The sequence below is a fragment of the Methanoculleus caldifontis genome, assembly GCF_032842345.1.
GTDB lineage: Archaea > Halobacteriota > Methanomicrobia > Methanomicrobiales > Methanoculleaceae > Methanoculleus > Methanoculleus caldifontis.
On record NZ_WBKO01000003.1, the window covers coordinates 105,497 to 128,033 of the forward strand.

A 22,537-nucleotide genomic window follows, 5' to 3' on the forward strand; every position below is an offset into this window, starting at 1 on the left:
ATTCGTGCCGATGGGCACACGGCGGAAAGGATTTGTAAACAGCCCGACTCTCTCCGGCTGAAGAGCGAACGCTTACACGACTATTCTCTCTGCACGCTCCCGGCAGGGGACCCTCCCGCCCGGGTGAGCGCATGCTGAAGACCGGCGCGGGCATCCTGCTCGACGGGCTTGCCGAGCAGGGGGTGACGACCATCTTCGGGTATCCCGGCGCCGCGGTCCTCCCCATCTACGACGAACTCCCCTACTCGGGGATCCGGCACATCCTCGTCCGGCACGAGCAGGCGGCGGCGCATGCGGCCGACGGCTACGCCCGGGCGAGCGGCAGGACCGGGGTCTGCCTCGCGACCTCCGGCCCCGGCGCCTGCAACCTGGTCACGGGGATCGCGACCGCCTACATGGACTCGGTCCCGATGGTCGCGCTGACCGGCCAGGTCCCGACGACATCGCTCGGAAACGACGCCTTCCAGGAGGCGGACATCACCGGGATCACCGCCCCGATCACCAAGCGAAACTACCTCGTCAGGCGGACGGAGGACCTTGCCGGGATCGTGAGAGAAGCGTTCTCCATCAGCCGGACCGGGAGGTGCGGGCCGGTCCTCGTCGATCTCCCCCGCGACGTCCTCGCGAACCGGATCGAGCACGACGGGACCCCGCCGCCGCCGGCCGTCCGGAAGGGCCGTCGGCCGGCAGACCGGCGCCAGATCGAGAAGGCCGTCGCCGCGCTTGCGGCGGCCGAGCGGCCGGTCATCTACGCCGGGGGCGGGGTCGTGGCCTCCGGCGCCGCAGCGGAGGTCGTCGCGCTCGCGGAGGCCCTGCTCGTCCCGGTCACGACGACCCTGATGGGGCTCGGTCTCATCCCCGGCGACCACCCGCTCAACCTCGGCATGCCGGGGATGCACGGGACGAGGTACGCGAACGCTGCGATCACCGAGTGCGACCTCCTCTTTGCCGTCGGGGTGCGGTTCGACGACCGGGTCACCGGACAGCCCGGGACCTTCGCGCCCGGCGCCGCGGTCGTCCACATCGATGTCGACCCGGCCGAGATCGGGAAGATCAGGCCGGCCGATATCCCCATCGTCGGCGACGCGAAGGCCGTCCTCGCGGAGATCCTCGGCCGTATCCGGAAGAACGGGTCCCATGATGCCTGGATCAGCAGGATTTCGCGGCTCAAGACCGCTCATCCTCTCCGCTGCCCGATCGAAGCCGGCCTCTACCCGCAGCGGATCGTCAGGGACCTCTGCTCGCTTCTTGGAGGCGCCGGGATCATCGCGACCGAGGTCGGCCAGAACCAGATGTGGACGGCGCAGCACTACTGCTTCCGGCATCCCCGGTCGTGGATCTCGTCCGGCGGGCTCGGGACGATGGGCTACGGCCTTCCCGCGGCGATGGGGGCGCACTTCGCCCGCCCGGACGAGACGGTCTGTCTCGTCGCGGGCGACGGCAGCCTCCAGATGAACATCCAGGAGCTCGGCACGATCGCCCAGTATGCCGTCCCCCTCAAGATCCTGGTCTTAAACAACTGCTACCTCGGCATGGTCCGGCAGTGGCAGGAGCTCTTCTACGACCGCCGGTATGCCTGCACCGATCTTCCCACGGTGGACTTCGCGAAGATCGCCCGGGCCTACGGCATCGAGGCCGAGACGGTCGAGGACGGGGAGGACGTGAAGGGCACGCTCTCAAACGCCCTCGATCACCCCGGCCCCTACCTCGTCGACTTCAGGATCGAGCGGGAGGAGAATGTCTTTCCCATGGTCCCCCCGGGTGCCGCGATCAACGCGATGATCGATCCGGGGGTGGGGTAACCCCCCTTTTTTCCGGCCGCTGAACGGGGGGCGTGCAGGAGCAGATCCGGGGCGGCGATCGCCGGGGTATCTCCGCGCGGGACCCAGGATCGGGAGCGCCTGGAAAGCCGGATGGATGGTGTCGCTGGTGATTGTCCCTTTAAAACTATTGTATATGATTCAAAATGTCTCAAAGACTCTATATCTCTGTAAAAAGATAACGATAGTTTAATCTACCCAAACTGGGTACAAAAACCTGGAAGCGGGATCCCGGCGGCAGCTGCACGCAGCACCGGAGAGGCGGCGTGCAGCACCCGCCGACACCGTATCGCCGGGAAATCCGGCGGTCTCCGGTCCCGGCCGTTGAGTGGCAGGGCTCGTTCCCCGCACGGAGGGGGGTTCCGGAGGCTCTGCGATGAATCTCCTACCCCTCGCCATTCAGCATTCAACAGGGTGATCTACCTTGGATACAGCGACACTGAATAACGCACTCGACCAGATCGTCGCCGGGAACTACTCCACCCGGATCGACGAAACCACCGTCGGAGACGAACTCCGGCCGCTCGCCGGCCGGCTCAACGCCGCGCTTGCCGCACTGGAGGGCCGCGAAGAGGCTCACCAGAAGGAACTCCGTGAGACGGCCGCTCTGAAGCGGCGGTTTACGCTGATGATCCGCGACAACCCGCTCGCGATCGCCGTCCTCCGGCCCGACAAGAGCCGGATCGACATCAACGACGAGTATGCCCGGATGTGGCGGGGCACCCGCAAGGAGACCCTCGCAAAGAAGATCTACGACTACGACGTCACCATTCTCGACGGGGAGCACTTCTACGCCTGTTACGAGACGAAGCAGCGGACACGGACGACCGTACTCGCAAAATGGCCCGACGGCGTGAAGAAGTACCTCACCTTAAACGCCATCCCGATCCTGGACGAGAAGGGCGAGATCGAGGTGGCCTTCTACGTCTGGAACGACACCACCCACGAGCACGACCTGGTCGAGCAGGCCCGGGATAAAGCCGCCTGGTACGAGTCCATCCTGGACGCGGTGCCGTTCCCGGTCTCGGTCACCGACCTCGACACGAACTGGACGTTCATCAACCGGGCCGTCGAGACGTTCATCGGCAAGAAGCGGGCGGAGGTCCTCGGCCGGCCGTGCCGCGAGTGGAACGCAAACATCTGTAATACCTCAAACTGCGGCATCACCTGCCTGCGGCGGGGACAGCAGCAGACGTTCTTCGAGCAGAGCGGCGGCAACTTCCAGGTCGACACCTCCTACGTCAGGAATGCAAGGGGCGAGAACGTCGGGCACGTCGAGGTCGTCCAGGACATCTCGAGTACGGTCAAGGTCGCCAACTACATGGACGTCGAGGTGCAGCGGCTTGCCGGCAACCTGAGCCGGCTTGCTGCGGGGAACCTCGAGTTCGACACCGCTGTCGCCCCCGCCGACCGCTACACCGAAGAGGTCCGGCAGAACTTCGTCAGGATTGCAGAGAGCCTCGTCGAGGTCCGCGGGAATATCGGCGCGATGCTCGAAGACGCCGCGATGCTGGCGCAGGCGGCGCAGGACGGAAACCTCCGGGCCCGCGCCGACGTCGCCCGGCATGAGGGCGAGTATCGCAGGATCGTCGAGGGCGTCAACGCCATGCTGGACTCGGTGATCGCCCCGCTGAATGTGGCGGCGGACTTCATCACCGATGTCTCGATGGGTAACGAGCTCGAAAAAGTCACCGGCGACTATCGCGGCGATTACGCCAGGATCAAGGAGAGCATCAACCGGTGCCGCGAGATCCTCTACGGGGTGCTGGGCGAGATCACCATGCTCACGCAGGCGGCCGTGGACGGCAGACTCGAGACCCGTGGAGATACCCGGAAGTTCGACGGCGCATGGGTCCAGATGATCGGGGGCATCAACGCCACCCTGGACGCGGTCGTCGGTCCGATCAACGAGGCAAAGAGGGTCTCGGAGGAGTACGCGAACGGAAACTTCAGGGCCCGCGTCGATGGGAACCTGAAGGTCGCCGGGGACTTCGTCGCGTTCAAGAAGGCGCTCGACAACATCGGCGTCCAGGTCTCCGCCACCCTCGCGGAGACCAGCCGGGCGATCGTCCAGGTCGAGGAGGGGACCGCGGAGACGAGCAAGGGGTCGGAGGAGATCGCGAAGGCGGCCGAGCAGGTCTCGAACACCAGCCAGCGGTGCGCCGACCTTGCCAAGCAGGTGCTTGACCGGATCGAGGCCGTCGACCGGCAGATGGCCGACCTCTCGGCCTCGAACGAGGAGATCGCGAGCACCTCGCAGAACGTCCTCGAACGGGCCCAGAACGCGGCCCGGCAGGGCCACCAGGCGCAGGGTCTCGGTGACGAGGCCTCGAAGAAGATGCAGATCGTCGAGGGGATCGCACAGCAGAGCGTCGAGGAGATCGAGGGGCTCAACGCCCGGATGCGCGAGATCAACAACATCGTCAAGCTCATCACCGATATCGCGAACCAGGTCAACCTCCTCGCCCTGAACGCCGCGATCGAGGCTGCCCGGGCGGGAGAGCACGGGCGCGGGTTTGCGGTCGTGGCGGGCGAGGTCCGGAACCTCGCCGGGGAGGCGAAGAGCGCGACCCGGCAGATTGAGGACGTGATCGGCGGCATCCGGGCGAGCAGCCAGAAGACCGCGGCCGCGATCAAGTCGGCGCACACCGAGGTCGGGGCGGGGGTGTCGAGCGTGAACAAGACGATCGAGGCGCTCAACACCATCATCAGCGAGGCCGAGGTGGTCGCCCACGGGCTCGGCGAGATCGCCCGCGCCACCGAGGACCAGGCGAACGCCACGAACAACGCCGTCCAGGGGATGGCGGAGGGCACGAGGCTGACGAAGGAGATGCAGAACCAGATGGACGACCTTGCGGCCCTCGCGGAGGAGGCGAGCGCCTCGACCGAGGAGATCGGCAGCGCCGCCCACGAGATCAACAGGATGGCCCGGGGCCTCAAGGGGACCATGGACCGGTTCCAGGTCTGAGCGGGGGGCCTGCGACACTGAGTATCCCGGAGCCCGGCGACTGCTCGCCGGACGACCGGGAAACTCATCCCTGGAGTTCTGGGAGTGGTTAGCTCAGGATCCTGCTCTTGCAGTGCGGGAGAGTGGTGATTGGGAAAACAGGGATCCTACATGGGCGGCCGTCCTGCGGGCGCAAGAATTTTCAGATCGAACCGGCCGGATGCCTCTCCTTCCTGCCGCAATGTTGTGGCGGTTCATTCGCCGCAGGGTCTACTGGTATATCGTAAGCGCGGATCGCTGTCCCGCCGGGTTCTTCAGGTGGAGGGCCGGGGTTGAGGGAACGATGGTGCAGGGAGGCGTTACCTCCTGTAACCAATCCGATACCCCTCTCGCGCATCGGTCCGCTCATGGGATGCCGGCCCCTGCCTGCTGGAAGTTCTCTCCAGCACTAACTATGAGTTATTATTCAATACGGGTGCGGATTGGCTCTGTCGTGCTCCGCATCGCTATAATCTGACCCCCTTACTATGATCAGTTCCGGGAACCCATGCTGATATGGATCGTAGTTGCGCATGTGGTTGGGTATATCATCCACCACAATGTATGGGAATACGGTTCTGGTTGTATATGCGGTGAAATTCCAGTTCAGAGTCTGTTCGCGGCTCAGATTCTGATCGAAATAGAAGTGCTCAGGCGTCCCCATAGTATCGGACATGCCCCTCTCCTTCCATCTATAGTGTTCAAACCCCTCAAATGTGGTGACATAGAGGTTCACTGGTACTGGGGACACTATGGAGACATATAACTCGTCGCCAGGAAGCATGGGGGCAGGAAATCCATCATTCAGTCTGTCGGTAATCTCAACCTGCCCGTTCCAGAGTTCGGTAGTGTAGTTGTGCTCATACTCGAAGGGAGCCTCAACAGGCTCTTGCGGTTGTTCAGGCTCTCCGAATATGGGTTGGTTCGGTGGAGCGGGAGCATCGCTCGAATCCGGGGGCTGTGCCGGGGGGAGCCCACTGGATTGAGTCGGTTCCACCATCAGCGGTTGCGTGGGTTTTGTCTCTTCCGGTTCGGCTCCCTGCATCGGGAGCGGCTGTGCCAGGACGACCCCTGTCACACAGATAACGGCGATGATGGCGGCGATCATCGTCCTGGATGCTATACGGTTCATACGTTTCACCTTCGTTAGACTGCTGCCGGCTCTCACCTCAAGAAGGGGAGCGGGCCGTCTGCGTGCGACCACGGCCCCGCGTACGGTCTTCAACGGCAGGTGAACGGTAGATTCACTGGTTTCCGGGCGCCTCCTCCGTGCCGGGTATGCACATCCCCCGTTGGCCGTTCTCAAACGGGGCGATCTGCCTGCAGGTGGTGTAGGGTGAACTTATCCGCGGTATCGATGATCCCACGCTGCGGCGTGGTGGATAGAGGGATTATATAAGAATGACTGTGCCGGGCTTTTACGTTCAAAAAACCTGGCGATCCGGCCGGCGGCCACGCGGGATCGCCGGCCGCGGTGCCGGACCCCGCGCCTGAAAGAGGTGAATCCTGCGCCCTACTGCGCAAGGATCTTCCGCTTCTCCTGCTGGAACTCCTCCTCCGTCAGGGCCCCCATCTGCTTCAGCTCCGCGAGTTCCCTGAGCTGCGCCATCTTCTCCTCCTGGGTTATGCCTGTTCCGGCAGGCGCCTGCACCTGCTCCTCGTATGGTGCCGCCTGCTGCGCCTGCGCCGCCTTCTTCATCTCCCTCTCCCGCATCCTCCTATCGACAGCGCGGGTGGTCACGGTGGCTGTTCCCGCTATCACCGCGGTGCGGGCCACGGTGCCGATCAGGCCCGGCCGGCCGCCTCTCATGGTGCCACCCCCAGCGCTTCCTGCTCTTCGGGCTTCCATGCCAGCGCGGCGTCCACCGCCTCTTTCGGGATGCGCTCGCCCGCGATCAGCCTTCCGTTGGCGTTCAGGACGGCGTCGCGGAACCTTGTCGCCCATACGTGCTCGAACAGCAGCAGCGCCACGGAGCTGTTCTTCTCCATGACCTCGCCGACCTTCTTCACATCCTCCTCGGCGAAGAGCGTGCTCGCCTCCCGCGCAAGCGGGGCGAACGCTTCCGCCGCATCCTTCTGGAGGTCGGCAAGCTCCATCACGCTGATGCTGCCCCGATCGTCTTTCGTCACGAAGACGAGATCGATGATGCGGATGACGCCTTTATCGACCACCTCGCGCAACGCCGGGATGATCTCGCCTTTGAACTGGTTTCCCGGAAACTCGATGACCATGTATTCTACCGGACCAAGAGACATAGCACGCCTCGGCAGCAGGATGCCGGTTCGACTATATAACTCATCCTGGTGCAGGTCACCTGCGTTGTCCCTGTCTCTCGCTCCACTGTTCTTATGGCGGCGCCTCCTGGAGACCGTCATCCGCATCAGAAGACCACCCGGACGAGCCCGAGCGCCACGAGCAGGAGGAAGCCGGTGATGAGGACCCATCCCAGCGTGACGAAGAAGATGGACTGGAGTTTGTTCCAGCGCAGAAGCCACCCGATGACGACGCTGGTGTAGAGGCCGATCACCGGGAGTGCGGGGAGGACGATGAGCGTGACTGCGCCGTACCTGTGCAGGATCGGGTACCTCGCCATCTTCGCTTCCGTGCTCTTCGTGAAGCGCCGGACCCGCTCCGACTGCTCGGCAAACACGTCCAGGATCTCGTAGATGGCAAGGACGATCCCGAGCTCCGTGAGCGTCATGACGGCCAGGATGAAGAGGGGGCTCAGGCCGAACCCCACGCCGACGAACGCGGCGTTTGCCTGGAGGATGAGGGTGGAGACGATCAGGGAAAAGACTCTCCCGACCGGAACGGAGAGGAGAAGGCCGAGGAGTACGGGAAGCAGGGTGGCGACGACGAAGGCGATGGCGATTGCCCGAAACCCCTTCCGGACCCCGTCAATCGCCCTGGATCTCTCCATTCTTCCACCCGGACGCCGGGGGGCATGGACCCCGGAGGTCTAGCAATTCCGGCGTGCCATAGGATGCACACTTCGATATATGAACCTTGCCCGGAAGCATGTTCCAGACCCTCGTGCATCTGCAGCAGTCCGGGAGCATGAGGGTCCCAGGATGCTGCGGAAAACCGGGAAAATCCCCCAGGGATGAAACAACAAAGTTTCCGGCATTTATTTATGCAGACCTGCACGATGATCTATGCATGCGCCGTTTCGTGGAGCGGTTTGAGCATTGTGTCTACATTGCGCTGATTGCGTTCCTGGTAGTGCTGCTCTTCTTCACGCTCCTCGAACTGGGGTGGATGGTGGCCGTGGGCGTGTTTGAGGTCTCCGTCTACCGGCTTGACAGCGAGGAACTCTTCGGCCTCCTCGGATACTTCCTGCTGGTCCTCATCGGCCTCGAACTCCTGGCGACGATAAAAGCGTACCTCGATAAAAGGGAGTTCCACGTCGAGATCATCATCCTCGTCGCGATCATCGCCATCGCGAGAAAGGTCATCCTCCTCGACTCTCCGGATGCAGGCGAACTCATCGGCATTGCGCTGCTCATCACTGCCCTCTGCGGCGGCTATTACCTCGTGCACCGGGCTGGGATGCCGTTCTCTCTCCCGCCCGACGACGGCGCGGCTCCGCCCGGGCGGCGGGAGGCGCCGTGATACGGGTCCTCCGACCCGACCCGACGGGGCCGCTCTCCTCGTCGCTTGCGCGGAACGACTCCTGCTGAGGGCCGGAGCGCGTCACCTGAACGTGGGCGATGGCCGGCAAACACGGAGGGTTCCGGCGGCCCGTCGATCAGGCAGGGCCGGGTCAGGGTTCCGGGGCCCGGGGCACCGGGGTGGCGGGCAGCATGAGCGCGGCTACGAGGCCTACACCCGCAAACACCACCAGAACTACCAGGGCGAAAGCATAGCCCATGTTCCCCACGGCCAGGCTGGATACGATGACGGTTCCCGCAATGGCCACGCCGAGCGAGGAGCCCAGGTTCGAGACGCTGCGCGAGAGGCCCGATATCTCCCCCTGGTCCTCTTCGGGGAAGGCGGACTGGACGACGTTGACCGAGGAGGTCAGCATGACGCCAACGCCCACGCCGACCAGGAAGAGGCCCGGCACGAACGTAAAGACGTTGGATGTCTCCCGCACCAGCAGCAACAGGAGGAGGATGCCGATCACCGTCACGATAAAGCCCCGCCGGATCAGTATGGCCTGGGGACGCCTCCGTGCCAGCCTGCCCGCGGCCATCGAGGAGAGCAGAACGCCGATCGTGGCCGGCGTGAGGATCAGGCCGGTCTCGATGGCGCTATAGCCCCGCACGGTCTGCAGGTAGACGGAGACCACAAATGAGAGGCCTAAGAGGACCAGCCACTGGATGTTCTGCGTGATGAGGCCGAGGTTGGATGTGCGGTTCTTGAACATCCTGGTGTGCAACAGAGGCTCCTTGCCCGCCCGTTCCATGGACCGGATATGCCAGAAGAACAGGGCGAGTAGTACCACTCCAATAAGCACGAAGACCCATACCGGCGAGATGCCGCCTTCCGGGATCACGACCGTGTTGCCGATGACAAAATCCTGGCTGGCTCTAAACCAGCCGTACGTCGAGGCCTGCAGGATGCCGACCACCACAAAGAAGAGTCCCGCCGCCGAGAGGATGGTTCCGACGATGTCGAAAGCGGGTTTCTCGCCCTGCACTCCCGGATCGACGATCTTCCGGCTCTGGATGATGACTATCCCGACGACGAGAGCCTGCACGACAAAGGCGGCGCGCCAGCTGATCGCGGTGGTGATGATCCCGCCGACCAGCGGGCCTGCTGCCGCCCCGACGCCGCCCGCCGCACTGATCGCACCGAAAGCGCGGGCACGCGAGGTGAGGTCGGGAAAGAAGACGGTTGCAAGGATGTACACGGGCGGGATCAGCAGCGCGGTCCCGATGCCTTCGAGGAGCGAGTAGCCGAGGATCAGGACCCCGAGCCCCGGCGCCGCTGCCGCTACCAGCGCTCCCACGCCGTAGATTAGGAGGCCTCGCCTGAAGAGGTACGTGCGGCCCAGGATATCCGTCAGCTTGCTGCCGGGGATCATCAGGGCTGCCATGGTGAGCGTAAAGACGGCGATGGTCGTCTGGACGCCGCTGACCGTCGTCCCCAGGTCGGTGGCGATGTTGTTTATGGCCACGTTCATGTTCGAGGCAGCGTAGCTGCAGATGAACTGGGCCAGCGCAAGCGGCAGGAGCACGCCCTGCGGGGTTGCCGCCGGTGTCGGGGGAGCCGGATCTGCGGAGTGATCCATCGTATCAGCCTTTGAATAGAACCCTCCAGATGGGCATGGCGTATATTAACCTAACTGACCGGCGCCGTTACGGGCAGCGTAGCCTTTGTACGGGAAGACAGGGGGCCGGCGACAGCGGCTAACGTATCCTCCTGCCCCGCTTCCTCATCTGGCATTCCCGGACAGGCCGTGGGCCATGAGCCGGAACTGCGGGTCTCACGAAAACAGGAGATCCAGCATTGCATGGTGCCATTGAGCAACTCGAAATTTTATTCGTCGAAAAATATATTATATGGCGGATGGTCTGGCTCACGCATGACACCTGTGACGTTTGTGCCCAATGTGCCTGAGGGGCAGCGGCTGCTTGAGATCCGTAACAGCGGCGTCCCCTGGCGCAGGTGGGGACCCTACCTGAGCGAACGGCAATGGGGAACGGTGAGGGAGGACTATGGGGGGGACGGCGATTCCTGGGCCTACTTCACGCACGATCAGGCACGGTCCCGCGCCTACCGGTGGGGGGAAGACGGGATTGCCGGCATCTCCGACGACTCCCAGCGCCTCTGTTTTGCGCTTGCCCTCTGGAACGGCGCCGATCCCATCCTCAAAGAACGGCTTTTCGGGCTTACGAACGCTGAAGGGAACCACGGCGAGGACGTGAAGGAGTATTACTACTACCTCGACAACACCCCGACGCACTCCTACATGAAGTACCTCTACAGGTATCCGCAGGCCGCATTCCCCTATAACGATCTTGTAGAGACGAACCGGCAGCGCAACCGGTACGACCTGGAGTACGAGCTCCTCGACACCGGCATCTTTGCCGACGACCGCTACTTCGATGTCTTCGTGGAGTACGCGAAGGCGTCCCCGGAGGATATTCTTGTGCAGATCACCGTCCATAACCGCGGCCCGGAGGAGGCATCCCTCCACGTGCTGCCCACCCTCTGGTTCCGCAACACCTGGTGGCAGGGAGGCGGTGCGGAGAGGCCAACCCTCCAGAAGACGGAGGGCCCTCCGGGGACCGGCGTGATCGCGGCCGATCACCCTGACCTCGGAAAGCGCTACCTCTCCTGCGAGGGCGCCCCCGACCTGCTCTTCACCGGGAACGAGACCAACACGGAGCGCCTCTTCGGCACCCCGAACGCCTCGCCGTTCGTGAAGGACGGTATCAATGACTGCATCGTCGAGGGGCGCGCCGATGCCGTGAACCCGGAGGGTTCCGGGACCAAAGCTTCCGCGCATTACCGGTTAACCCTCGGTCCGGGGGAAACGCAGAGGATACGGCTGCGGCTGAACCAGGCCCCGCCCTCCGGGGAGAGCCCTCTCTTCGGGAACCCCTTTGAGAGCGTGCTCGCAGAGCGAACGCAGGAGGCGGACGCATTCTACGAGAACATCACCCCTCCGTCGGTCGGCCCCGATGCGGCGAACGTGATGCGCCAGGCGCTTGCCGGGATGCTCTGGACGAAGCAGTACTACCTCTATGAGGTCGACCGCTGGCTGGACGGGCACGATCCCGGCCAGCGGCCCTCCCTCAGGAACAATTCATGGTTCCATATGGTGAACGCCGACATCATCTCCATGCCCGACAAGTGGGAGTATCCCTGGTATGCGGCATGGGACCTGGCGTTCCATACCGTTGCCCTTGCCATGGTGGACCCGGAGTTTGCCAAGAACCAGCTCGACCTGATGCTGCGCGAGCGTTACCTGCACCCGAACGGCCAGATCCCGGCCTACGAGTGGAATTTCAGCGACGTCAACCCTCCCGTGCACGCCTGGGCCGCCCTCTTCATCTACCGCACGGAGAAGGAACTCCTGGGTGCGGGGGACGTGCAGTTCCTGGGACGGATCTTCCAGAAACTCCTGATGAACTTCACCTGGTGGGTGAACCGCAAGGACCGCACCGGCCAGAACATCTTCGAGGGCGGGTTCCTGGGCCTCGATAACATCGGGGTTTTCGACCGCAGCGCACCCCTGCCTACGGGGGGATACCTGGAGCAGGCCGACGGGACGGCGTGGATGGCTCTCTTTGCCCAGACGATGCTGGATATTGCCGCCGAACTCGCTGTCCACGACCCGGTCTACCAGGAGATGGCGACCAAATTCTACGAGCATTTCGTCTGGATCGCCTCGGCGATGAACAATATCGGAGAGCACCAGGAGGGGATGTGGGACGAGGAGGACGGTTTCTACTACGACCTCCTCCGCCTGCCCGACGGCAGCGCAACGCGCCTTAAGGTGCGGTCCCTGGTGGGGCTGCTGCCTCTCGCTGCCAGCACGGTCTTCACCAGAGAGATGATAGAGCAGATGCCGGAGTTCATAGAGCGGGCCCGATGGTTCAACCGGTACCATACGCGTATGGCTTCCACCGTCTCCAACATCGGCCGGCCCGGCGCCGGAGGGCGGCTCCACCTTTCGCTGCTCACCGAGGAGAGGCTGCGAAGAGTTCTTTCGCGAATGCTGGACGAGAACGAGTTCCTGAGCGACTACGGGATCCGGTCCCTCTCCCGTGCACACCTGCACGACCCCTATATCTTCTACCAGGACGGGCAGGAGCACAGGGTGCAGTACCTGCCGGCGGATTCCGACTCGAGCATGTTCGGCGGGAACTCCAACTGGCGGGGGCCGATATGGTTCCCGATGAACATCATGCTGATCCGGGCGCTGTTAAACCTCTATGCGTACTACGGAGACGATTTCACGGTAGAATGCCCGACGGGGTCGGGGAACCGGATGAACCTCTACCAGGTGAGCGAGGAGATTGGACGCCGCCTGACCCGGGTCTTCCTCCGCGATGAGAGCGGCCGCCGCCCGGTCTTCGGCTACGCCCAAAAGTTCCAGGACGACCCCCACTGGCGCGACTACCTCCTCTTTTACGAGTACTTCCACGGGGATAACGGGGCAGGAGTCGGCGCCAGCCACCAGACCGGGTGGACGGGGCTCGTTGCCCGGATCATCCAGATCTTCGGGTATATGACCCCCGAACAGGTGCTGGGAGAGGAAGCGCGGAGGCTCACCTACAGGAAAGAGGGTTCTCCTCCCCGGCCGGTAGAGGGGCCTGCTGCCCGATAACAGGTGCACCGGTCCGGTGAAGCGAGCGGTGCTCCGCCGGACCTGGCCGGGTGGCCGGGGGCAGATACCTATATATGGTGATAGCGAGCCCTCCGCGTGGTGTTGTTATGGTTGACACGCAGTTTGGTGCCGGCACCTATGAGTCCGGCGCTGCTATGGCTCCGTCACGCTGGCTCGTGCTGCTGCTCGGCGTTATCGCGGTCATCTTCGGCGTTCTCTTCTTCATCTACCCCGTCCAGACGCTGACGCTCCTCGTCACGTTCCTCGGCCTGTACTGGTTCTTCAACGGTATCGTCGCGCTCATCGGCCTGTTTACGGATAGCACCGGCCGGGGCTGGAAACTCCTGGTCGGTATCCTCGGCGTCCTTGCAGGGATCCTCGTGCTCACCTATCCCCTCTACAGCGCCGTCCTCATCCCGACCGTCCTTGCCATCATCATCGGCGTGGAGGGGCTGATCATCGGGGCGGTCTACATGGTGCAGGGCTTCTCCGGCAGCGGGTGGGGGACGGGGATCCTCGGCATCCTGAGCATCATCTTCGGCCTGGTCCTGATCGCAAACCCGCTCGTCGCCGCTGTCGGCCTGGTGCTGCTCCTCGCGGGGCTCGCCATCGTCGGCGGCATCGCGGCCATCGTCGTTTCGTTCCGGCTGCCGGGGTGACCGGAGAGAGGGGCCTGACCGGCGACCCCGGTCTTTGGGCACGACCTCCCCTCCCCTTTGCCCGTAATGAAGTGTATCCTGCTGCCGCCCTCACCGGGAGCGCTATTGCGTGACACCCGGTTCGCTGCAATCAATTGGGATAATTTTATATAAGTCGCGTTATTATCCGGCTCCGGGCAGTCATCCTGCCCGGGAGATAGGTATGAAGAAAATTGGGGTATTGTTCGTTGCGCTGTTCCTCATCCTGGCCTGCGCCGGTGCCGGATGCGTCCAGCCTTCGGAGGAGGAGGCGGAGGCACAGCTCTGCCAGGATCTCGCAGAACTCAGGGCAGCGCTTGAGAGCATGGAGAACACCAGCCTGAGGACTTCTGTCGGAGACCTCCGGGATGGGCGGGACCAGGTCCGGTCTGCTATGGAGGATGTCAGGGAGTCCGCAGGAGAGCTCGCCGATGTCCGGGTCGATGAGCTCAACGCTGCCTACGAAGACCTCGACCGGGCCGTAGAGGACCTCCCCGACGATGCGACCGTCGTTGGAGCCATCCAGGCCATCCGGCCGCAGATCCAGGCCGTCCGGGAGGAACAGCAGAACCTTTACGCAGACCTGAACTGCACGGCGTAGTGAGGGCCGCAACAAATTGGAGTAATTATATATAACTCCACATATCATCCGGCCCCGGGCAGTCGTTCTGCCCGGGAGGAAGCATGAAGAGAACAGGCGCGCTGTTCATCGTTCTGGCCCTCGTCCTTGCCGGTCTTGGTGCCGGATGCGTCCAGCGGGAGATGGGGGCCCAGCTCTGCCTGGACCTTGACGGGCTCGGAGATGCGCTCGATACGCTGGAGGATACCGGCACTCTCTCCTCGGTGCAGGATATCCGGAACGCACGGGACCAGGTCTGGTCCGCCATGGAGAACGTCAGGAACTCCGCGGTCCAGGTCCCCGGCGTCCGGATCGACGGGCTCGATGCGGCGTACGGCGACCTTGACCGGGCCGTGCAGGACCTTCCCGACGATATGAACGTCGTCGGGGCCGTCGAGACGATCCGTCCGCAGATCCAGGCTCTCCGGGATGAGCAGCAGAGCCTCTCCGCAGACCTGAACTGCACGGGGTGGTGAGCGTAGCGAGGACCGGGGTCGACCGATGAACGGATCCAACGAGAGGGCGCTCCCCGCCTTCCATGTCATGGCGAAACCGACCGGGACACGGTGCAACCTCGACTGTGCCTACTGCTTCTACAGAACGAAGGAAGGGCTGTACCCGGAGAGCGACTTCCGGATGACCGATACGGTGATGGAGGAGTACATCCGCCAGACCCTCGCGGGGCATCGCGTCCCCCATGTGACGATCGCCTGGCAGGGGGGAGAGCCGACCCTGATGGGACTGGATTTCTTCCGGCGGGCAGTGGCGGTGCAGAAGAAGTATGCAGGGCCCAAAACCCGTATAGAGAACACCTTCCAGACAAACGGCATCCTCCTCGATGACGACTGGTGCCGGTTCTTCCACGACAACCGCTTCCTCGTCGGCCTCTCCATGGACGGCCCCCGCGAACTCCATGATGTCTACCGGAGAGACCGGCAGGGCCGGGGCACGTTTGACCGGGTCATCAAAGCCGCCCGTCTGCTCCAGAAGCACCGGGTCGAATTCAACATCCTCTGTGCGGTCAACAGCATGAACGCCGATTACCCCCTGGAGGTGTACCGGTTCTTCCGCGACGAACTCGATGCGCGATATATCCAGTTCATCCCCATCGTGGAACGGGCGAACGAGGGGAAGACGGTCACCGACCGATCCGTCCGGCCGGACCAGTGGGGGCGGTTCCTGACCGGGATCTTCGATGAGTGGATCCGAAGAGACGTCGGCCGGACATTTCTCCTGAACTTCGACTGGGCGCTTGCGGGATGGTTCGGGATGGTGGGGACGGTCTGCGTCTTCGCCCCGACCTGCGGCCTGGGGGTGGCGCTCGAGCATAACGGCGACCTCTACTCCTGCGACCACTTCGTCGAACCGGACCACCTCCTCGGCAATATCCTCACGACACCGCTGGGCGAGCTCGTGAACTCCGAAAAACAGCGGCGGTTCGGGGCGGCCAAGCGCGATACGCTCCCCCGGTACTGCCGGGAATGCAACTTCCTCGCCGTCTGCAACGGGGAGTGCCAAAAGAACCGGTTCGTCGAGACGCCGGACGGCGAGGCGGGACTGAACTACCTCTGCGAGGGGTATCGGACCTTCTTCGCCCACGCCGACCGGCCGATGCGGATGATGGCCGGCCTGCTCCGGCAGGGGAGGTACGCCGACGAGGTGATGCCGATGCTCGCGGCAAAGGTGGGCCGGAACGAGCCCTGCCCCTGCGGCAGCGGGCTGAAGTACAAAAAATGTTGCGGGAGGCCGACGGCGCCCCGGAACGGTGATGGCGTCAGAGGGCGGTAAGATGACATCTCCGTCGTCTCCTGCTCATGGGTGTCGGCATCCTCAGTACTTTACTAATTCAGACATCCGACATCGAACGGTGCAGCCTCGCGTGACGACTTAAAACGGAGTTAGCAGTACCCGGACACGGGACTCGCATCTCCGATGCTCCAACTCCGCTCCGTAGGAGCGTCGTCTTTCGAAGCCTGAGGGCTTCTCACGCCCCGGTTCTACGAAGTATCACACTTCGCCCCTGGCGGTGCTCAAGCTCGTTTACGCTCGTACTTCGCGTTCTTCGCGGCTTCGCGTGAGTTTTCAGCACTGTGGTGATAGAGCCTCACGCGAAGCCGCGAAGTCGCGAAGGACGCCTCCCCCGTAGGGTGCGACGGTTCAGAGCGCGAGGGTTCCCTCAGGACCGGAGCGTGAGAGGCCATCAGGCTTCGAGAGAATTCGAGGGTTTGGCCTCCTGAGGACCGTCTCAAACATTTTAGCGGAGTACTGATCCCACATGGCGCCGTTCTCCGGGCAGTTTTGCGCTGTTCCTGTGCGGTTTGCCGGCTTCGCCACGATAATTCCGGGGAGATTTATTCTCTACCGACAATTATAATTACACCACAATATAATCGGCGCCGGCAGCTGTTCGCCCTACGTATCTCACCCGCTCGGTCACCGGGCCTGTAGCGACCCGGGCCCCGTGAGCCGGAACAGGGGCGTGGGGGCGACGGCAGCCAGAGGGTGATATCCATGATGCGAAGAAGAGCGGAAGGGGGCCTTCGCGGGCGCGAAGAGGCCGGCGGCACGCACCGGTACAAGATGAAAGAGAAACTCGTCTCCATCGGGGACGACTATTGGATCGAGGACGCGGCGGGAGAGCGGGCGTTCAAGGTGGACGGGAAAGCGCTCCGGGTGAGGAACACCCTGGTGATCCAGAGCAAGGAAGGGCAGGACCTCTACAAGATCCAGGAGCGGATGCTCCGGATCAAGGACACCATGGAGATCGAGAAGGGCGCAGGCGGCACGGCGGCGACGATCAAGAAGGCGCTGATCGCGCCGCTCCGTGACCGCTGGACGGTCAGCATCCCCGGTGGCGAGGACTGGGAGGTGCAGGGGAACATCCTCGACCACGAGTACCATATCGAGGCCGGGCGGCGGGAGCGGGTTGCCGAAGTCTCGAAGAAGTGGTTCCGGATCCGGGATACCTACGGCGTGGAGGTGGAGCCGGGCCACGACGACGCGCTCGTCCTTGCCATTACTGCGGCGATCGACCAGATGGCGCACGATTAGGCCATAAAGAGAGAAGAAAGGGGCGATGGACGACTGACGGGTTCGCCGGGGCGGGAGTACCGGAGGTCACGGACAACCCGAATGGGGAGAAACTGCCAGGAATTGGTAAACATCCGGGTCATACGATAATATGAGCACTTTTTTATACTCGACCAAATATTTTGGTTCTGAACCGCCTCCGCTCGGAATGGGGTAATGATATGTTCGAAACCGTATCGTTCACGGTATTCCTCGAGACGATCGGCGTTCTCGCGGTAGTGATCTTCGTGCTCTCGAGCATGATCGGCATGGGATTCTCCCTTACCGTGCGCGAGATCATCGAATCTCTCAAGAACCTGCGGCTGGTGATCCTCTCCCTCGTGGCGAATTTTATCCTGGTGCCGCTGCTCGCTCTCGCCCTCCTGTTCGTCTTCCCGCTCTCCGAAGGGCTCTCAATCGGCCTGTTCGTCATCGGGACCGCCGCAGGAGCGCCCTTCCTGCCGAAACTCGCGCATGCGGCGAAGGGGAACATGGCTTTTGCCATGGGGCTGATGGTGCTCCTGATGGTGGTGACGATCGTATACATGCCGCTCGTCCTGCCGCTGATGCTGACCGGCGTGGTCATCGATCCCTGGGCGATCGCCCGATCGCTCATCCTGCTGATGCTCATACCGCTTGCGATCGCCCTCTTCGTCAGGGCGCGATACGAGGAGGTTGCCAGAGGGCTTCTCCCCCTGATGAACCAGGCAGCGAATCTCTCGATGCTCACGCTGATCGTGGCGTTCTTCGTCGTCTACTTCGAAGACATCGGGGGCGTCGTCGGCACCACGGCGGTCCTCGCAACGATCGTCTTCATTTTAGTCTCGTTTGTCATCGGCTACCTCCTCGGCGGCCCGGGCGGCGACACAAAACGGGTGCTCGGTGTCGGGACGGCACAGCGAAATATCTCGGCGGCGCTGGCGATTGCCGCCCTCAACTTCACCGACCCCGACGTGATGGTCATGATCCTCGTCGTAGCGTTGGTCGGTCTCATACTGTTGATGATCACCGGCGTGGAGATGGGAAGACACGCCGGATCCACGACCGGAGCATCTCCGGAGACAGAGTGAGGCCAGAAGAAGGCTCAACCGTGGGATGGGAGCAGGAGTGCGAGCAGCAGAGTACCCGGTGGGGCATGTTCCGCGGGAGTCCGCTCGATGATCGTCGAACCTGCCGTATTTGTCGTTGTTTTTGCAGGACTTCTCTTCGCCTTCAGCCTGCTCTCCCGCCGGATATCGGGGACCGTGCTGACGGCCCAGATCTTCTTTGTCGCCATCGGGATTCTGCTCGGCCCGGCCGGTATCGATCTGCTTGGTATTCCCGCGACGAGCAGTTTTGTCCTCCTTTTGGCCGAGGTGGCGCTGGTCATCACCCTGTTCACCGATGCCGCCCGGATCGATATCCGCTCGCTCGGCGAGAACCGGCAGCTCCCCGGCCGTCTGCTCCTCTTCGGACTCCCCCTCACCATCGGTGCAGGAGTCGCTCTTGCGGCTCTCCTCTTCACGGATCTGACCCTTGCCGAAGCGGGTCTCATCGGCGCGATCCTGGCGCCGACCGACGCCGGACTCGGCCAGGCGATCGTGAATAATCCAGGGGTTCCGGTCCGGGTCCGGCAGGCCCTGAACGTCGAGAGCGGGCTGAACGACGGCGGTGCCATCCCCTTCTTCTTCCTCTTTCTCGCCCTGACGGAGGCCGAAGCGGAGGTGGCCCCGCTCTCTCTCCTGCTCTCTCTGGTCGTCGAACAGATCGGGCTCGGGGTGATCGTCGGCCTCGCCATCGGATTCGCAGGCGGGTGGCTGGGGAGATGGTCCTTATCCCGCGGGTGGATATCCGGAATCTACTGGCGGATAGACATTCTGGCACTTGCTATCATCGCCTGGCTCGTGGCCGATGCCGTAGGGGGAAGCGGCTTTATCGCTGCTTTCATCGGAGGCCTTGCTACGGCTGCGGCGTTCAAACGGGTCCGGGAAGAAGAGGTCAGTTTCGCGGAGGCCGAAGCGGATATCCTGAATCTTGCGGTATTCTTCATCTTCGGTCTCATTGCGGGAGGGCTGATCGGGAGTATCGACTGGACCGTCATCCTCTACGCGGTGCTGAGCCTGACCGTCATCCGCATGGTTCCCGTGGCGATCTCGCTTATCGGGGCACACCTGGGGCGCGATTCCGTCCTTTTCCTGGGGTGGTTCGGCCCGCGGGGACTCGCCTCGATCGTCCTTCTGCTCATCGCCGTCGATGAAGCGGGCGGCATTGCCGGCATGCAGACGATAAGCCTGATCGTGATCACGACCGTCCTGGCCAGTGTCTTTGCCCACGGGATTACCGCAAACCCGGCGATCCGCTGGTATGCCCGGCGCCTGGCAGCACTGCACCCGGACGCACCGGAACGGAAAGGAGGAGAGGAACTGCCCACACGAGGCGGCATGTCCACGACCGGCCGTGCATCGGATGGCTATAGGGGGAGGAATCCGCCGTTGTAGCCATCCAGGTGCCAGGAGGAGAGATCGGGGCGGATGATCCCTCCTTCCTGCGACCCGTTCGAAAAAGATCCGCCCCCGGCCGTACTCTCCCCGTGAGGGCGGGAGCGGGGGTGTTAATCCCGCATGATCCAGGCGGCCACCTCCTTCTCGTGGTCGACATAATGCTCGCCGCTGACATCGATCACCACCCGGTCGATGGTCCCGCCCGTAAAGGCGAAGGGTGCGGAGTAGTCCGGCGATACCGGCGATCCGCTATCCCGGCCAACGCAGAGACCGTCGCCGGTGAGAGTGAAGAATCCGGGCTGGGTCCTGATCCGTCCCTCTCCCACCTTCTCCATGTCGACGTACAGGGTGAGGGTGCCCAGAGCACTCTTTGTCTCCGTGTCCTCCCCATCCATGGCGAATTCCGCAGTGAAGGCATGACGGCCGGTGGGCACGATGCTGCTCGAGGAGATCTTCTGGATCGCATCCCCGAGCCAGTTGTAGACATAGTGAAGCCGCCCGTCTGCGATGTAGAGGCTGTGACCGCCGCCGACACCCCCGTGGGCGAAGAGCACGCCTTGCGCCTCCGGTCCGTCGATAACGGCGCCGGCCGCGATTGTATACGATCGTCTCCTGATATTGACGGCTACCGACTCGGGAACCTCGGCAGTCCCCGGGTAGTAGACGTAGCGGTTCCTCGGCCGGGAGGGTTGAGGGCGCGGAGTCGAGATGAGTTCCAGCGCGCTACGGTCATCGAGCGGCATGCCGTTGTAGATGCCCGCGTAGTAGAACCAGAGTCCCTTGAGGAGCTCGAGCATGTCCCTGTTTTCGTCTGCAATGTTCTGCACCTGGGCCCGGTCCTCCTTCAGGTCGTAGAGCTCCCAGACGTCGTGTCCGTAGTTGCCCCAGCCCGAGAGAGGCGGGTGGATGGTGTTTGCCAGCCAGCCCTTATGGTAGACCGCTCTCTGGCCGAGCATCGCGTAGAACTGGGTCTCCCGTCCCGGCGCATCGGGCTCAGTAAAGCTGGCCCTGAAACTCTCCCCCTCAAGCGGGCTCTGGGTGTAGCCCTTCAGCACCTTCGGCGGCTCGATTCCCAGCAGGTCGTAGAGCGTCGGGACGATGTCCACGGCGTGGACATACTGATGGCGCACCTCTCCGCGGGCACTGATGCCGCGTGGCCACGCGATCAGGCACATATCCGCGATCCCGCCCTCGTACCCGGCAAACCGCTTCCAGTAGGGGAACGGGGTGTCGAAGGCCCACGCCCATCCGGTACAGTAGTGGTTGTACGATCCGGGGCCGCCGAGTTCGTCGATGTGCGGCAGGTTCGCCTCGACCGTATCGGGGATGTTGTTGAAGAACTTGTGTTCGTTGAAGGAACCGCTGGGACCGCCCTCGGCGCTGGAGCCATTGTCGGATACAACGACGATGATGGTATTTTCGAGCTGCCCTGACTCTTCGAGATAGTCGAGGATCCGCCCGATCTGGGCATCGGTGTAGGTGACAAAGCCGGCAAACACCTCTGCCATGCGGATAAAAAGTCTCTTTTCGTCCTCGTTCAGCGAGTCCCAGGGAGGCACGAAGTCGATAGGAGGCCAGGGCTGGCCGTCCGGTCCGGTCGTTGCCGGCTCGCCGTGGGGGTTGATGGGCGAGAGGCTGGTATCCTCCGGCAACAGTCCCATCTTCTTCTGGTTCCTGAGGATCCGCTCACGGATCTTCTCATATCCCTCATCGAACCGGCCCTTGTAGCGGTCGGCCCACTCCTTGAAGACATGGTGCGGGGCGTGGCCGCACCCGGGGCAGAAGTACATGAACCAGGGCTTTTCGGGGGCGATCATCTTCGAGTCGCGGACGAACTCGATCCCTCTGTCGGCGATATCCCTGGAGAAATGGTAGCCTTCGTCCGGGCTGTAGGGCTGATCCAGGTGGTGGTTGTCGTAGGTGAGATCAGGGTACCACTGGTTGGTCTCCCCGCCGAGAAACCCGTAGTAGCGCTCGAATCCCCGGCCGAGCGGCCAGCGTCCCTTCCACGAGGACATGTCGGTCTCCTCCCCCGGCGTCAGGTGCCACTTGCCGATGGCGTAGGTGTTCCAGCCCCGATCGTTCAACACCTCCGAGATAAACCCGTTCTCAAACGGGATGCGGGCGGAAAGCCCCGGAAAACCGGCGGACGCCTCGGTGATGCAGGCCATGTTGTTGCTGGTTGCGTTGCGCCCGGTGAGCAGGCTCGAACGGGTGGGCGAACAGAGCGCCGTGGTATGGAAATTGCTGTAGCGTATGCCCATATCGGCGATGCGCTGCATTGTGGGTGTCTCGATGGGGCCGCCGAATACGTCCATGGCCCCGTAGCCGACGTCGTCCCAGACGATCATCAGGACGTTGGGGGCATCCCCCGGTGCCTGCGGCTGCAGGTAAGGTTCCCAGTCGGGCACCGAATCCCGGATATCGAGATTGACCGTGCCCTTCCATCTCTCGGACATCTTGCACTCTCCATGCTGTGAGGCCCGTGTAGAGTGCCGTCATGGATTAATCCCTTTCGATGCCCGGACCCGACCTCTCTGTCCGGCGCCTGCTCCTGCCCCACTCCGTCGAGCGGGCGCTTCGTCCTCTCGATCTCCGTGG

Annotated in this window: 17 protein-coding genes; 11 read left to right on the plus strand and 6 right to left on the minus strand. The window is 63.1% G+C overall.

From position 1 onward, the window contains the following. Positions 1–134: 134 nt before the first annotated feature. Both ilvB and F8E02_RS12305 read left to right on the plus strand, forming a co-directional pair. Positions 135–1,802 (plus strand): biosynthetic-type acetolactate synthase large subunit, encoded by a 1,668-nt coding sequence (gene ilvB, locus F8E02_RS12300; RefSeq protein WP_317066045.1) that lies wholly within the window; start codon positions 135–137, stop codon positions 1,800–1,802. 442 nt (positions 1,803–2,244) lie between these two features. After that, entirely contained in the window at positions 2,245–4,788 is a 2,544-nt protein-coding gene (locus F8E02_RS12305) for a methyl-accepting chemotaxis protein (protein WP_317065895.1), read from the plus strand. Positions 4,789–5,233: 445 nt separating this feature from the next. Here F8E02_RS12305 and F8E02_RS12310 read toward each other — a convergent pair whose 3' ends face one another. The 4 genes from F8E02_RS12310 to F8E02_RS12325 all read right to left on the minus strand — a co-directional run bounded on the left by F8E02_RS12310 (position 5,234) and on the right by F8E02_RS12325 (position 7,727). Then, a complete protein-coding gene (locus F8E02_RS12310) occupies positions 5,234–5,938 on the minus strand; it encodes a hypothetical protein (RefSeq protein ID WP_317065896.1) in 705 nt (234 codons plus the stop codon). A gap of 381 nt (positions 5,939–6,319) precedes the next feature. Further along, entirely contained in the window at positions 6,320–6,616 is a 297-nt protein-coding gene (locus F8E02_RS12315) for an SHOCT domain-containing protein (protein WP_317065897.1), read from the minus strand. After that, positions 6,613–7,062, minus strand: coding sequence for a DUF6325 family protein (locus tag F8E02_RS12320; protein WP_317065898.1), 450 nt, complete (start codon positions 7,060–7,062; stop codon positions 6,613–6,615). Before F8E02_RS12320 ends, F8E02_RS12315 begins: the two co-directional genes overlap by 4 nt. Before the next feature lie 125 nt (positions 7,063–7,187). Then, positions 7,188–7,727 (minus strand): small multi-drug export protein, encoded by a 540-nt coding sequence (locus tag F8E02_RS12325; protein WP_317065899.1) that lies wholly within the window; start codon positions 7,725–7,727, stop codon positions 7,188–7,190. Positions 7,728–7,966: 239 nt separating this feature from the next. On the opposite strand from F8E02_RS12325, the gene F8E02_RS12330 reads away from it, so the two are divergent. Next, positions 7,967–8,419 carry a phosphate-starvation-inducible PsiE family protein gene (locus F8E02_RS12330; protein ID WP_317065901.1) on the plus strand — a complete coding sequence of 151 codons (453 nt, stop codon included), beginning with the start codon at positions 7,967–7,969 and terminating at the stop codon, positions 8,417–8,419. 151 nt (positions 8,420–8,570) lie between these two features. On the opposite strand, the gene F8E02_RS12335 is transcribed toward F8E02_RS12330, so the two are convergent. Beyond that, positions 8,571–10,043, minus strand: coding sequence for an MFS transporter (locus tag F8E02_RS12335; protein WP_317065902.1), 1,473 nt, complete (start codon positions 10,041–10,043; stop codon positions 8,571–8,573). Between the two features lie 294 nt (positions 10,044–10,337). Between F8E02_RS12335 and F8E02_RS12340 the strand changes: the two genes are divergently transcribed. From F8E02_RS12340 to F8E02_RS12375, 8 genes are all read left to right on the plus strand, one after another. Then, positions 10,338–13,091 (plus strand): MGH1-like glycoside hydrolase domain-containing protein, encoded by a 2,754-nt coding sequence (locus F8E02_RS12340; RefSeq protein WP_317065903.1) that lies wholly within the window; start codon positions 10,338–10,340, stop codon positions 13,089–13,091. Positions 13,092–13,198: 107 nt separating this feature from the next. Continuing rightward, positions 13,199–13,750: an HdeD family acid-resistance protein gene (locus tag F8E02_RS12345; protein WP_317065904.1), complete on the plus strand. Its 552-nt coding sequence runs from the start codon at positions 13,199–13,201 to the stop codon at positions 13,748–13,750. Between the two features lie 202 nt (positions 13,751–13,952). Then, entirely contained in the window at positions 13,953–14,369 is a 417-nt protein-coding gene (locus tag F8E02_RS12350; RefSeq protein WP_317065905.1) for a hypothetical protein, read from the plus strand. Positions 14,370–14,452: 83 nt separating this feature from the next. Further along, entirely contained in the window at positions 14,453–14,863 is a 411-nt protein-coding gene (locus F8E02_RS12355; protein ID WP_317065906.1) for a hypothetical protein, read from the plus strand. Between the two features lie 25 nt (positions 14,864–14,888). Continuing rightward, positions 14,889–16,175: an anaerobic sulfatase maturase gene (locus F8E02_RS12360; protein ID WP_317065907.1), complete on the plus strand. Its 1,287-nt coding sequence runs from the start codon at positions 14,889–14,891 to the stop codon at positions 16,173–16,175. Positions 16,176–16,898: 723 nt separating this feature from the next. Then, positions 16,899–17,438, plus strand: coding sequence for an LURP-one-related/scramblase family protein (locus tag F8E02_RS12365; RefSeq protein ID WP_317065908.1), 540 nt, complete (start codon positions 16,899–16,901; stop codon positions 17,436–17,438). Positions 17,439–17,638: 200 nt separating this feature from the next. Then, entirely contained in the window at positions 17,639–18,526 is an 888-nt protein-coding gene (locus tag F8E02_RS12370) for a bile acid:sodium symporter family protein (RefSeq protein WP_317065909.1), read from the plus strand. An 87-nt stretch (positions 18,527–18,613) separates the two neighbouring features. Next, the gene (locus tag F8E02_RS12375; RefSeq protein WP_317065910.1) at positions 18,614–19,933 is read left to right on the plus strand and encodes a cation:proton antiporter; all 1,320 of its coding nucleotides are present in this window, start codon (positions 18,614–18,616) and stop codon (positions 19,931–19,933) included. A 113-nt stretch (positions 19,934–20,046) separates the two neighbouring features. Here the strand turns inward: F8E02_RS12375 and F8E02_RS12380 are convergent, their stop codons facing one another. Beyond that, entirely contained in the window at positions 20,047–22,395 is a 2,349-nt protein-coding gene (locus tag F8E02_RS12380) for an arylsulfatase (protein WP_317065911.1), read from the minus strand. Positions 22,396–22,537 lie beyond the last annotated feature (142 nt).